The 13,047-nt window shown below is 47.1% G+C and carries 14 protein-coding genes; 4 read left to right on the top strand and 10 right to left on the bottom strand.

Annotated features, from left to right (window positions below; genetic code table 11):
• Positions 1 to 22 precede the first annotated feature (22 nt).
• Positions 23 to 457, bottom strand: coding sequence for a DUF86 domain-containing protein (locus NSQ83_RS17065; RefSeq protein WP_003228684.1), 435 nt, complete (start codon positions 455 to 457; stop codon positions 23 to 25).
• Between the two features lie 23 nt (positions 458 to 480).
• Entirely contained in the window at positions 481 to 756 is a 276-nt protein-coding gene (locus tag NSQ83_RS17070; RefSeq protein ID WP_003228682.1) for a YutD family protein, read from the bottom strand.
• 113 nt (positions 757 to 869) lie between these two features.
• Between NSQ83_RS17070 and NSQ83_RS17075 the strand changes: the two genes are divergently transcribed.
• Entirely contained in the window at positions 870 to 1,502 is a 633-nt protein-coding gene (locus NSQ83_RS17075) for a YhcN/YlaJ family sporulation lipoprotein (protein WP_128422387.1), read from the top strand.
• 15 nt (positions 1,503 to 1,517) lie between these two features.
• Here NSQ83_RS17075 and lipA read toward each other — a convergent pair whose 3' ends face one another.
• A complete protein-coding gene (gene lipA / locus NSQ83_RS17080) occupies positions 1,518 to 2,414 on the bottom strand; it encodes a lipoyl synthase (RefSeq protein ID WP_003222888.1) in 897 nt (298 codons plus the stop codon).
• 234 nt (positions 2,415 to 2,648) lie between these two features.
• Here lipA and lytH point away from each other — a divergent pair, with 234 nt between their 5' ends.
• The gene (gene lytH / locus NSQ83_RS17085; protein ID WP_003243462.1) at positions 2,649 to 3,629 is read left to right on the top strand and encodes an L-Ala--D-Glu endopeptidase; all 981 of its coding nucleotides are present in this window, start codon (positions 2,649 to 2,651) and stop codon (positions 3,627 to 3,629) included.
• Between the two features lie 27 nt (positions 3,630 to 3,656).
• Here the strand turns inward: lytH and yunB are convergent, their stop codons facing one another.
• The 7 genes from yunB to NSQ83_RS17120 all read right to left on the bottom strand — a co-directional run bounded on the left by yunB (position 3,657) and on the right by NSQ83_RS17120 (position 9,781).
• Positions 3,657 to 4,421 (bottom strand): sporulation protein YunB, encoded by a 765-nt coding sequence (yunB, locus tag NSQ83_RS17090; RefSeq protein WP_009968113.1) that lies wholly within the window; start codon positions 4,419 to 4,421, stop codon positions 3,657 to 3,659.
• A gap of 72 nt (positions 4,422 to 4,493) precedes the next feature.
• Positions 4,494 to 4,799, bottom strand: coding sequence for a YunC family protein (locus NSQ83_RS17095; RefSeq protein ID WP_019712942.1), 306 nt, complete (start codon positions 4,797 to 4,799; stop codon positions 4,494 to 4,496).
• Positions 4,800 to 4,863: 64 nt separating this feature from the next.
• The gene (locus tag NSQ83_RS17100; RefSeq protein WP_128441817.1) at positions 4,864 to 6,252 is read right to left on the bottom strand and encodes a bifunctional UDP-sugar hydrolase/5'-nucleotidase; all 1,389 of its coding nucleotides are present in this window, start codon (positions 6,250 to 6,252) and stop codon (positions 4,864 to 4,866) included.
• A 19-nt stretch (positions 6,253 to 6,271) separates the two neighbouring features.
• Complete coding sequence (locus NSQ83_RS17105) at positions 6,272 to 7,093, bottom strand: sulfite exporter TauE/SafE family protein (protein WP_003228670.1); 822 nt, start codon at positions 7,091 to 7,093, stop codon at positions 6,272 to 6,274.
• A 17-nt stretch (positions 7,094 to 7,110) separates the two neighbouring features.
• On the bottom strand, positions 7,111 to 7,959 hold the full coding sequence (locus tag NSQ83_RS17110; RefSeq protein ID WP_003243895.1) for a DUF72 domain-containing protein: 849 nt from the start codon (positions 7,957 to 7,959) through the stop codon (positions 7,111 to 7,113).
• A 37-nt stretch (positions 7,960 to 7,996) separates the two neighbouring features.
• Entirely contained in the window at positions 7,997 to 8,344 is a 348-nt protein-coding gene (locus NSQ83_RS17115) for a hypothetical protein (protein ID WP_003242865.1), read from the bottom strand.
• Positions 8,345 to 8,440: 96 nt separating this feature from the next.
• Positions 8,441 to 9,781, bottom strand: coding sequence for an allantoinase (locus tag NSQ83_RS17120; protein WP_204551371.1), 1,341 nt, complete (start codon positions 9,779 to 9,781; stop codon positions 8,441 to 8,443).
• Between the two features lie 174 nt (positions 9,782 to 9,955).
• On the opposite strand from NSQ83_RS17120, the gene pucR reads away from it, so the two are divergent.
• Together pucR and pucJ are read left to right on the top strand one after the other, a co-directional pair.
• A complete protein-coding gene (gene pucR, locus NSQ83_RS17125) occupies positions 9,956 to 11,551 on the top strand; it encodes a purine catabolism transcriptional regulator PucR (RefSeq protein WP_339238703.1) in 1,596 nt (531 codons plus the stop codon).
• Between the two features lie 144 nt (positions 11,552 to 11,695).
• Positions 11,696 to 13,045: a uric acid permease PucJ gene (gene pucJ / locus NSQ83_RS17130; protein ID WP_198878525.1), complete on the top strand. Its 1,350-nt coding sequence runs from the start codon at positions 11,696 to 11,698 to the stop codon at positions 13,043 to 13,045.
• The last annotated feature ends 2 nt before the right edge of the window (positions 13,046 to 13,047 follow it).

Here is a 13,047-nt window from a genome sequence, read left to right on the forward strand (position 1 = left end):
CACTCCTGTGGCTTTCCAGTTGTTATTTAAACGCGGAAACAGGTCCTAGCTCTGTTTCCAAATAGCTTCTGATCCGTTTCGGGAAGTCCTGAAGAGCTGTTTGATGCGCCTTGATCAGCCTGTAAAGCTCGCCGCTGTCAGCGAGCAGATACTGTTGAACCAACGTTTTGCGGTAGGCGATCAATTTTTTGAGCTCATCACCCTCTTTTTCCGTGACAACTTTCTCATCAACAAGTATATCCATAATGTCGTCATAGCTGCCCGGGTCCCGCATAATAAAGCCGTCAATCATGTCATTGCCTGTATCCAAAATGCATTCGATTAACAGATGGCCTATACGCTGAAGTGCCAATTCCCCGATTTCAGACTGCCAGTCTGTTTGTGAGTCAAATAGCGCCAGCTGGTGCTCGAAGAACCCTAGTGTTTTCTCGATTTTGCTTCTGTCAACAAAATACATGACAGCATCCCCTTTGTGTATATTTATTTTCTGATCCGTTTCAAGACAAAATACGCACAGCCGAAATTGCAGTATTCGTAAATATATTCATCTAATGTGCTGATTTTCGTTTCGAAGGTTGCCTTTTGATTCTGGTCGTCAAAGAAGCCCTTGAGCCTTAACTGACCGTATCCCCAGTCTCCCACAATATAATCGTATTTATTTAATATATCGGAGTAGCGGGCTTTAAAAGCCTCTTCGTTGAAGCCGTCTTTGAAATTGTGCACCAATTCAAATTCGGCATTTTGAATAAGAATCATGATCTCACCTCTTTTTCACTCATTCCTATCATAATTCATTGCCCCGTCCCCATCAATTGCTAAAGAATAAATCATGCGATTTGGCTACCCTACACATGAGGAGGGATTGATAAATGAAACGAACCGCTGTCAGCCTCTGCCTTCTGACCGGACTTTTATCCGGGTGCGGAGGCGCAGGATTGGATAATGCCCAAAATGTCCGGAATCAGACGCAGAATCAAACCAAACCCATTCATGTGTCGGACCGCAACGAGGCTTTTAACAGGCATAATGAGAACGAACAATTTGGCTATGTCCGCTATCAAAGAGAACAATTTGACGGAGACCAGCAGAAAACGCCGGTGATGAACCGGGAAGAAACCGCTCACATGATATCAAGTTTAACGGTTCAGCTCCCCCATATTCAAGATGCTGCGACATTGGTGACTGACCGAGAAGCGCTTGTCGTATACAAAACCGATTCTAAAAACCGGGAGCTGACCGCCGATCAAGTGAAGAAAACAGCGGCTTCTGTGATCCCGCGATACTATCATGTGTATATTTCAGATAACCCAAACCATATGCAGTCGATCGAAAATTACAGCAATCTCGGCTCTGGTTCAAGGGATATCAGAGAGATCATGTCGGGGACGATTCAAGAAATGAAAACCTCCCCGCAAGGAAGCCCTGTCTCAGAGAATGAAAATGCCAATGGAAAAACGCGTCAGGACATGAAAATCGATAGGAATGACAAAAACGCCAGATGATCTGGCGTTTTGGCATTATGCTTGGGCTTGACGCTTTTTAGATGCTTCGTTTACTTGTTCATCCGCATGGTAAGAGGAACGGACAAGCGGACCGGCTTCACAATGGCTGAAGCCTTTTTGCATCGCGATTTCTTTTAATTCTGCAAATTCATCAGGATGGTAGTATTTTTGGACTTTCAAGTGTTTCTTCGTCGGCTGCAGATATTGGCCGATTGCCATAATATCCACGTTGTTCGCCAAGAGGTCGTCCATTACTTCAATAATCTCTTCTTTTGTTTCGCCGAGCCCGATCATGATACTTGATTTTGTCGGAATGTCAGGCTGCATTTCCTTCGCACGGCGCAAAAATTCCAATGAACGGTCGTACGTCGCACGCGCGCGGACTCTTGGCGTCAGGCGGCGAACCGTTTCGATATTGTGATTCAGGATGTCTGGGCGTGTATCCATCAAGGTTTTTAGGTTATCATAGTTTCCGCCCATATCAGACGGCAGCACCTCAATTGTTGTGAACGGGCTTTTTCTGCGGATCGCACGGACAGTTTCCGCGAAAATGCCTGCCCCTCCATCTTTCTGATCGTCACGCGCAACAGCCGTAATGACCGCGTGTTTCAAATTCATAAGCGCGACTGAATCCGCTACGCGTTCCGGCTCTTGCAGATCAAGCTCAGTTGGAAGGCCTGTTTTGACAGCACAGAAACGGCATGCTCTTGTACAAACAGAACCTAAAATCATAAATGTCGCTGTACGTCTGACCGCCCAGCATTCATGAATATTCGGACACTTTGCTTCTTCGCATACGGTATGCAGGTTGTTTTCCCGCATGAGTTTTTTGAGCCCTGTATAGTTTTCATTTGTATTTAATTTAATTTTAAGCCATTCGGGCTTTCTGAGGTGTTCGTCTTTCTTTGCCAATTCCCATCATCTCCAATATCCAATATACTCAATTTCTGACACGAAACATTCTGAAAACGAGAAAGGTGCAGGTTTTAGTTCTGCAACAAAAATAATGTTTTTCTAACTAAAGAAAGTCTTTTCTTTAGACACTTTAACATAGGAAAAATTTCTCGACAAGGGAAGATGATTACTGACATTTTTAAGCCGGGTTGCCGCAAACTATGTGTATTCAATATGAAAGGAGATTATTTTGTGAAAGTTTTGTTATCCGCTCTTCTTCTCCTTTTGTTTGCATTTGAGCCTTCTGCGTCTGGAAAAAAACTTTCAGATCCAGTGCTGTCGAAACGGATGGAATTATATCATAAAATCGAAGCTGTGACGCAGATCCCTTGGTATGCGCTCGCGGCTGTTGATCAATACGAAGAAAACGTGCGGAGCAACCGGAAAGATCTGCCTGAAAAGGCGGGAATCATCAGCATCTATATACCCGATGACATCTGGAGCGGGCCTGAAAACCCGAATCCGAAAGACGATGCGCCGTTAAGCATTAAAGTGTTTGACGGAATCGGAATGGATGGCGATGGAGACGGGAAAGCCGAGGTCAGCAACGATGAAGATATCTTGTATACGTTCAGCCAATACTTACTGTCGTATGGCACAGATGAAGACAACATCCGGATCGGGCTTTGGAATTATTACCGGCGTGATCAGACAGTGGGGATTATATCTGAATTCATGAAGCTGTTTAAAGCCTACGGCCATATTGATCTGGGCGAGCATGCATTCCCGCTTCCGATCAGAACCGATTACAGCTACCGAAGCACGTGGGGAGATGCCCGCGGCTTCGGTGGAAGGCGGATTCATGAAGGTACGGATATCTTTGCCCATTACGGCCTTCCTGTCAAATCCACATGTTACGGCGTAGTTGAAATGAAGGGCTGGAACCGCTTCGGAGGATGGAGAATCGGCATCAGGGACATTAACAATACGTATCATTATTTTGCCCATCTCAATGGGTTTGCCAAAGGGATTAAAACAGGACAAATCGTTGAGCCTGGCCAAGTGATCGGATCAGTCGGCAGCTCCGGATACGGCCCGCCGGGAACCGCCGGGAAGTTCCCGCCGCATCTGCACTATGGCATGTACAAAGATAACGGAAGAACCGAATGGTCATTTGATCCATACCCTCATTTGAGGGCGTGGGAGCGATATGAATACCAAAAAAAGAAGTAACAAAAAGCCGCCTCTTCAACAGGCGGCTTATTTGCTGCTTTTTTCTTTTTTTGAATCGGCACCGTTTTCTTTGCTGCTCGGAAGCTGGACAGAAGGCGTGACACCCGAGCCGCCGCTTCCATTATAAAACTGCGGCACTTCGCCCTGCACTGCTTTAATCGATACAGGAACATTATTTGTGACGACAGCGGTTTTGCTGGCAAATGGAATGATGACCTTCACTTTAATTTCGACAAAGATGCTGATATCAATAAGTGCGTTATTTATGCCATACGGCTTGATTTTGGTTTTGACATCTGTAAAAGCGTCACCGATTAAATTGAACCGGACCGGGATTTTCGGCCCGAGGTTTCCAAGAAGGCTGTTGCCGGTTACCTGTCCCAGCGGAATGTTGATCATAATGTTTTCACTGGCGCCGCTGTGTCCGGTATGGGTTTCCATCTCTTTCAAATGAGCCTGAAGCTGCTTTGTCACTTTTGTTTTCACACTGTTTACAACCTGTGTATTAAAATCGATTGTCGTTAAGTTTCCGTTTTCATCAGAATTCATTTGAAACATATCTTTCATATTTTCACTGTCAGACATATAGTCCTCAATCGAATCCTGGATCACCTCTGTCGCTATACGCTTCGTTTCCATCTCGCCGATGTCCATTAAAACAGGTTTGATCGAGCCATTGATCATCCAAAGGCTGACCGTTGTTGACAGGATAAAAAAGACAACGGACAGGAGCATCACGTAACGGAAAGGCAAAGGTCCTCTCTTGCGAAAAGGGCCGCGATATCTTGGCAAGAAAATCCCCCCTTACATATCACAATGTATGCTTGTAAGAGGGGACATAGTAATAGCCGGGGCCAATTTATTTTATTTCACCATTTTTAAAAGCGCTTCTCTGCCGCTCATGCCGACTTTGATGCCAAGATCTTCCGCAGCGTACGTGACGGATTCTAAAGGTGCGTCTAACAGCTGGTCAATGGTGCGGACACCAACTGCGCGTCCCGCCACAATGCCGCGCTCCTTTAATTTTTCATTCAGCAGCGCCACATCCAGCGCACCGCACATAATATATCCGTGATCATTGGCGACGGCCATAAAATTCGTTTTGGGAAGCTTTACTGTCACAGCTGTAAAAGGCTGTCCTTCTATCATGATCGGTGTCAGGTTTACCACGTCAACCACTCCCTTCATTCATCACTTTATGATGAAGGGCACAGCTTGTTGTGGGCTGACTGCCTTATTGCGCAAGCTTCCAAGCAAGCAGATCCCGCAAAAATTCCGGCATAAAATATTCTTTTTCTGCAGCGTCGCGAATCAACGGAAACAGTTTGCCGAGCGTAAACATATCAAGCACCGCAACGGAGTATTGTTTATGTTTTTCAATATCTTCCCCGTTCAGTGTGATCCGAGTGACGTGGGTGATCCCGTCATCGAGCCGTTTCGTTTCTACCTCAACGCCGGCATACACCATTTTCCCCATCACTTCTCCGCGGAAGCCGAGTCCTTTGATCCGGAGCTGCTCCATTTGTTCGGAAGCGGCATGGACAATGGTTTCCTTCAGTTCTTCTCCCGTCAGGCGGACAGCCACCGGGTTGATCGGATGCGGACAGATGCGGTGCAGATCCAGCTTTGTCACAGGACCTGCTTTTAGCGGACCGAGAATGACACCTGAATTGACCATACTGATGTCCGTCTCGCACCATTCCTTTAAGGCGTATGCCAAAAGCAAAGGCAGCTCTGATTCTTCAAACCACTTCACCTCAGCATCTTGTGCAAGCTCTGCAACGGCATCGGACAGTTTCTCCTCGGCTTCACGTTCTTTTTCATTGAGAAACGCTTTTGTTTCTGCGGATTCTCCTGTCCATTCCGCCATGTTCTGCACAGAAGCCGTTTTGCTGATGATGCTTCGCTGTACGCTGTCCACCGTGATTTCTACACAGCCGACATAATGGCCGTATTTCTCGGCGCTGGCCAGCAGTACCCCATTAACCACTTGTCCATCTTCAAGCAAATGATGGGTATGTGATTCGAGGATTACATCAATCTCAGGCACCGCTTCAGCCACTGCTTGATCATCAAGAATGCCTAAATGTGACAGCAGAACGATAATATCAGCCTGCCCTTTCACTTCCAGAATGGTTTCCTTTATGCTTTCAAGGGCATCCGTAACTGTCCATCCCAGCTTGTCATATACAGGATAATACGGCACAGTTACACCTAAGAAAGCAATGGACATACCGTTTTTCAATGATTTGATAAGGTAAGGCACCGCCCAGGACGGACGGTTTCCATTTTTATCAAACAGATTAGAGACGATGACAGGAAATTCAGCATGATCATATAAGGCAGCAAGCTCTTCATGCGGAAGCGTAATCCCTTCGTTATTGCCGATCGCCGCTCCATCAATGTGAAGGCGGTTTAAGAGATCGACATTCGCTTTTCCGAATGTCGCCTCTGTCACGAATTGAAAACGATCAAGATGATCGCCAATATCAAAAACGAGCGTCTCTTCGCCGTATGACTGATGCTCTTTTCTTTTCTGCTCGATATAATCTACAATTTTCGGCCAGTTTTCAAAATGGCTGTGCAAATCATTTGTATGATATAAGCGGAGCTTCTCCTTCATAATATCTCTCCCTAATCGTTCAGCTGAAAATGCCTTCATAAATGAGCTGGCAGCCGATCAAAATCAATACGATCCGCATGATCATAACGATCGTTTTCGTCTGCATTTTTCTGTTGATGGCGGCGCCAAGCTTTCCGCCGAACCAAGCGCCGGGCACAAGCGCGAGGGCGTACAGCCAATTGACGTGCCCGGAAATCATATGTGAAACAGACCCTGTCATAGAAGACAGGAAAATAATAAACATGGACGTTGCCACCGCAACCTTCGGCGGAAACAGAAATAACAGCATCATCGCCGGAACCATCAGTGATCCGCCGCCTATACCGAAAAGTCCGCCTAAAAAACCGACAACAAAGGCAATGGCAATACCCACAGAGGCCTGATATGAGTACGTATAAGGCTCACCGGCATCATCCTGAAATGTCCGGATAATTCCTTTGTGCGCTTTGTTGATTGGCCGGGCTTTCGCTTTCAGCATTAAGGATAATGAAATCAGAATCATAAAAATGCCAAACCAAACGGAAAACGAGTTTGAATTGAACAGCTTTGACACGTAAGCCCCGATCATGCTGCCGGGACCTGAACCGATAAAGAAAATGAGCCCGCTCTTATAATCAACTGTTTTATATTTAATATAAGCCAAAGTTGAAGAAAGGCCCGTAAAAATAATGACCAAAAGCGAAGTTCCAATCGCAACCTGCGGCGTCACATCCTGAAACAGCTGCGTCACTGTGCTTAAAAACATCAGAGACGGCACAATGACAATTCCGCCGCCAAGCCCGATCAGACTTCCTACCGTACCTGCGATTAATCCCAGGACGACCAAAATCACAAACGACATCAATAAAAACCTCTTTTCTAAAATAAATCGAGCTGTCTCGGAGCAAGTCCGCTGTACTCGATATCAAGCAGTTCAAGCATCTGCTTGCCATTATCCGCAGCGTCACCGCCGGAATTATTGTTGAACAGGACAAAAACATCCTTACATTGCTGCTGCAATTCATTCAGGTGCTTTTTCCAATCCTCCAGCTCCTGTTGGTTGTAGCGGTATAAGTACCTGACCTCCCGCCAGTTTTTCCCGCCATCAGGCTTCATCCAGCCCTGCTTGTTGCGTCCGTGAAACCTGACGAGCGTTTTGTTTTCATCGGTCGCGCGCAACACGGTCGGAACGCTGCCTTCTCCGATTTGCGGTTCATCACAGACACTGTGAATCCAGCCTTCCGCTTTCATAAATGAAAGCGTCTGCTCATAAAATGGCGGCGAGAACCAGGAACGGTTTCTGAATTCAAGCGCGCAAGGAATATCTCCCATTTGGTGCTTACACCATCTCAAATAGGCGACATTCTCCTTCTTGCAGTCAAACCACGGCGGAAATTGAAACAGCACCATGGCGAGCTTATTGCTATGTAAATATGGCGTTAAAGACACCTTAAACGCATCAAACATCTCCTCTTTTGAGTCAAAGGGAATTTCGCCGCGCTGATGCCCTGTCATGCCCTGATATGCTTTCACGATAAATTGGAAGGTTTCGGGCGTTTCCTTCACCCACTTTTCATTATTGCGCGCCGGCTGAATCGCGTAAAAGCTCGCGTCTAATTCCACGATCGGAAAATGGGAGGAATAGGCCTGCAATTTTTTCTGGCTGGCCGTTTTCGGCGGATAGATGCTGTCATGATCCCCCCATCCCGTCAGTCCGATATAAATCACACTCATTCACCTCTCTTCCAGTTTATCACACGTGTTTTCAGGTTTCCTCGGAAATGCTGTTCATATGGCGGGAAAATGCCTCACGCAAATGCTGATATTGTTCCTCATTCGTATCTAAAAACGCCTCTTCTCTTGAGGAAGGAATGTGCTGATATTCAATAGGCGCCTGAAACTGCTCACTCGTAAAATCGTACACCACACCATTGATGCTGTTATAAAAATGCCAGCTCTCATCGACTCTTGTTTTGAAAATCGTGCCGCCGAAATGGTCTTGAATCACCAATGCCGTCACGCCGCATTGGCCGCATGACGGGCATTCTTCCGTCCATTTAGAGCTCGAATGGCGCGACCAGGATTGCTTAAGTATGTATTTGACATGCTCCATTGCCTCCGCCTCCTTTAAAAAAAGATACCACGTTGATGAGATTTTAAAAACTAGAACGGAGGAAATCAAAAAACCCGGCGGTAAAATCCGCCGGGCTTACGAAGGAACGACCAGAGCTCCGTCAATTTCAGTGATTTTTTCCCCATCATTGTACACGCACCGGCCTTTGCTGTAAGTGGCCGAAATGCTGCAGGGAAATGTATGTCCTTCGTAAATGCTTTTTTTATGCTTTGCAAACATCGATTCTCTTGTAACAGTGTACGGCTCCATGCTGACGAGCACGAAATCTGCATCATACCCCGCCTCAAACCGCCCTTTTTTCTGAAGGCCGAATCGTTTTGCAGGGGCCGCCGCTGTCCATTCTGCGATGGTTTCAAACGGAATCTGATGCTCAAGCGCCAGTTCCAGCATTCCTAATAAAGTGAACTGCCCGCCGCTGATTCCGCCCCATGATAAAAACATGTTATCCTCCCGCTTCAAGGATGGACGGCAGGGGGAATGGTCTGAGGAAACCATGTCAATGTCCCCGGCAATGAGCGTCTCGATCAGCGTCTCTTTTGATTGCCGTAACCGGAGCGGAGGCGCGCATTTTGCGACAGAGCCCCTTTGCCGTAAATCGTCATGGCTGAACAAGACATAATGCGGGCATGTTTCAACCGAAACATCAAGACCTTCCTGTTTCGCCTCTCTGATCAGCCGGACCGCTTTCGCCGTGCTGATATGGACAAAATGAACCGGACAGCCTGTCACCTTCGCATACTGAATCGTGCGATACACCGCTTCAACTTCTGCTTCCTCCGGGCGGGAGGCGGCGTACGCATCCGCATCCACCTTTCCTTTATTGGCCAAAACCATCTGCAAGTAGCTTGTGATCGCGTCGCTTTCCGCGTGGAGAGCGAGGATTTTTCCTGCAGCCGCGATTTCTGCCATGCCTTTGAGCAATGTCCGTTCATCAACAGAGCGGAACTCATCAGTGCCTGACTTTGATAAAAACGCTTTAAACCCGATCGCTCCCGCTTCAGCCATCGGACGGATGTCCTCGATATGGCCTGGCACAAGGCCGCCCCATAGCGCAAAATCCACGGCAGATTTTTGCCTGCCTAGCTCAGCTTTTGCGAGAAGATGCTCTGCCGTCACGGTTGATGGAATACAGTTGAGCGGCATATCAAAATAGGTGGTGCAACCGCCTGCGGCCATCATTTGAGAACCTGTTTCAAACCCCTCCCAATCCTCCCTGCCCGGTTCATTAAAATGAACATGGCAGTCTATCACACCAGGAAACACGTATTTCCCGTCTGCCTGTATGATTTCCGTCCCGCTTGCTTCAATGTCAGAACCTATCTCGGCAATGACACCGTTTTGAACTGCAATCTCAGCTTCTATAACGCCATCTGGCGTAACTGCCTTCGCACCTTTTATCACCATATCGTAAGCCATATTGATCCCCCCATGTCAGGATGACGATTTTTCATGTCAGTTTATGTAACACAACCAGTTCTATTTTCAACAGTTTACTGCTACTATGATCGTATTACATCAGCAAAACCGCTAGAATTCCTATTGAAAATTATTCACCTTAACCAATGTTTTTATAGAAAAGGAGAATGCGCTATGAATATTTTTGATGTGATGAAAATACCGGCTTTTGAAAACGCCAATTTAATCGCTGGAAAAGCAGGAGGGGAAAGAGAGGTTCAGCATGTCAATATGATGGACGCTCCGGATATCGCAGACTTTTTGCATAAGAATGAATTGCTCGTCACCACCGCCTATCACCTGAAGGATCACCCGCATCAATTATCTGAACTGATTCGGCAAATGGCAAAACGCGGCTGCGCGGGCCTCGGCATTAAAACAAAGCGCTATCTGGAAGATATCCCGAAGGAAATCATCGAACTGGCCGATTCATATGCGTTTCCGATCATTGAGCTTCCGGAACACATCCGACTCGGCGATATTGTGAATGCCACACTCAGCCATATTCTCGATATGCGTTCTAACGAGCTGCAGCAAGCCATTTACGCGCACAAAAAATTCACAAACCACATTATGAGCGGCAAGGGGCTGCAATCCCTCCTCAAAAAGGTGTCAGACCTCCTTCAGCTTCCCGTGCTGCTGCTTGACCAGCATGCCAAAATGCTGTCTGCGTCTCATCAGATTTCAGTTGAGACCGAAAAGCTGAAAGGCACCCTGAATACCGTATCCGGGCCATTTTTCACTTGTTTCTCTACAATCTCAGATCAGAAAACATATTCTGTCCTGCCTATTTATAATCACGAAAAAAACTGCGGCTACCTGCTGATACCGGACATGGTGCAGGCCGGCGATAAAGGATTGATCCTCACGATTGAACAAGCGGCCAACGTCATTTCCTTTGAACTGCTGAAGGAAAATGCGCTGAAGCAGTTCAGCCGGCGGGCTCGCAATGAGTTTTTCAACAATTTTATTGAGCGGTCCTTTTCTTCAGATGACGAAATCAAAAACCAGGCGAAAGAATTCAAGCTGCGCTGGGATCAAAAATACATGTGCATTGCCGGCAAACTCGATCGCAATGACGAATCAATCAGCTTTACAGAAAATCAGCTCGCTTCCGACAGCGTATTCGAATTTCTTGAAGGTGAATTATCAGCCTTCCCGTTTCCGCCTCACTTCTTTATGAAAGGAAATGTCGGCATTATTCTAATCGAGGCGACAGACAGCTGGAGTGAAATGCACGCCTCGGTGATCAGCTTTTTAGAACAGTTTCAAACACAGGTCAGCGCTCAATTTAAACGAACCGTGTCCTTTGGCATCAGCAATATCTGCCAAAAGCTCATTGATGTTCCCGACGCTTTCACAGAAGCTTCTGATGCTCTGCAATCGGGGCATTTGTCGAGAAGCACCGCATTTATCCAGGTGTATCACGCCAAAGATGTGCCTGAGCTTCTGCGCTTGCTCCCGGTTGAGGATTTGAAGAAATTTTACAACTCCACGCTTCAGAGCCTCGCTGAAAAACAGCAGGAGGATCAAAGCCTGCTTCATACGCTTTCCGTCTATTTAGAGACACACTGCCAAATTTCAGAGACGGCAAAGCGTCTGTACGTTCATCGCAATACGGTCATATACCGCCTTGAAAAATGCGAAGAGCTTCTGGGTAAAAGCTTAAAAGATCCTGAAACAACGATGCGTTTGCGGCTTGCCTTACGTATGCAGCGGCTGATCAGCTAACGTTTGTCACATTTTCTTACAAAATGAATCATTTTTCGTCACTTTCAGCAATCACACCTGCCTTTTTCAGCTACTGTATCCAATGACACCCCTCGGCCGGCACGATATCATGTTACTAAAGTTCACATACAGGGAGGGACTATGGTGAAAAAAAGATCGTTTAAGGTGTTTACGCTTGGCCTGCAGCATGTGCTCGCCATGTATGCAGGTGCGATTTTGGTGCCCCTGCTTGTCGGCAGGGCGCTGAATGTAACAACTGTACAGCTGTCCTACCTATTGGCGATTGACCTGTTAACGTGCGGCGTCGCGACGCTTTTGCAAACCTTGCGCGGAGCATACATCGGCATCGGGCTTCCCGTCATGCTTGGCAGTTCATTTGTGGCCGTCACCCCGATGATTGCAATCGGCAGCAATTACGGCATTCACGCAATTTACGGTTCCATCATCGCGGCCGGTGTGTTCATCTTTTTGTTTGCGCGTTTTTTCGGCAAGCTGACTGTGTTATTTCCTCCTGTCGTAACAGGTACCGTTGTGACCTTGATCGGCCTTTCACTTGTTCCGACAGGTGTGAAAAATATGGCTGGCGGCGAAAAAATAAAAGGCAGCGCCAACCCCGAATACGGTTCGCTCGAAAACCTTCTTCTCTCTGTCAGTGTCCTTGTTCTGATCTTAGTCCTCAACCGCTTTCTCAAAGGATTTGCCCGAACACTGTCCGTTCTGATCGGCATCGCCGCCGGAACAGCGGCAGCAGCGATCATGGGCAAAGTCAGCTTTTCTTCTGTTACAGAAGCACCGTTCTTCCAAATCCCGAAGCCTTTTTACTTCGGAGCCCCCACGTTTGAAATCGGTCCGATCTTAACGATGCTGATCGTCGGAATCGTCATTATTGTGGAATCAACCGGCGTTTTTTACGCAATCGGAAAGATATGCGGCAGACCTTTAACTGAAAAAGATCTCGTCAAAGGCTATCGAGCGGAAGGAATCGCCATTCTCATCGGCGGGCTGTTCAATGCCTTTCCTTATAATACCTTTGCGCAAAACGCCGGCTTATTGCAGCTGACCAAAGTGAAAACAAGAAACATCGTCGTTACCGCAGGCTGTATCCTTGTCTGTCTCGGACTGATTCCGAAGATTGCCGCCCTTGCATCTGCCGTTCCTGCTGCTGTACTTGGCGGCGCGACCGTCGTCATGTTCGGCATGGTGATTGCCTCCGGCGTCAAAATGCTCAGCACAGCGGATCTCAAAAATCAATACCACCTCCTGACCATCGCATGCTCAATCGCACTCGGCATCGGCGCCAGCACGGCCCCCGGGATTTTTGCTGAATTCCCCGCTCCGATTAGAATTCTGGTCAGTGACGGCACCATCACTGGCAGCCTGACCGCCATCTTTTTGAATCTATTTTTCAGCTTGCGCGACAAAAAAGAATTAACAGCACAGCAAACAGAACTTCCAGTATTAGAACATACACTCGCATTAGAAAAAGAGGTGTAAAA

Source organism: Bacillus sp. PS217, from assembly GCF_037963535.1.
Lineage (GTDB): Bacteria > Bacillota > Bacilli > Bacillales > Bacillaceae > Bacillus > Bacillus subtilis.

Coding starts and splice junctions, on each gene's coding strand:
- NSQ83_RS17065 (WP_003228684.1), bottom strand. CDS start 457: ATGTATTTTGTTGACAGAAGCAAAATCGAGAAAACACTAGGGTTCTTC.
- NSQ83_RS17070 (WP_003228682.1), bottom strand. CDS start 756: ATGATTCTTATTCAAAATGCCGAATTTGAATTGGTGCACAATTTCAAA.
- NSQ83_RS17075 (WP_128422387.1), top strand. CDS start 870: ATGAAACGAACCGCTGTCAGCCTCTGCCTTCTGACCGGACTTTTATCC.
- NSQ83_RS17100 (WP_128441817.1), bottom strand. CDS start 6,252: ATGAAGGAGAAGCTCCGCTTATATCATACAAATGATTTGCACAGCCAT.
- NSQ83_RS17105 (WP_003228670.1), bottom strand. CDS start 7,093: ATGTCGTTTGTGATTTTGGTCGTCCTGGGATTAATCGCAGGTACGGTA.
- NSQ83_RS17115 (WP_003242865.1), bottom strand. CDS start 8,344: ATGGAGCATGTCAAATACATACTTAAGCAATCCTGGTCGCGCCATTCG.
- NSQ83_RS17120 (WP_204551371.1), bottom strand. CDS start 9,781: ATGGCTTACGATATGGTGATAAAAGGTGCGAAGGCAGTTACGCCAGAT.
- pucR (WP_339238703.1), top strand. CDS start 9,956: ATGAATATTTTTGATGTGATGAAAATACCGGCTTTTGAAAACGCCAAT.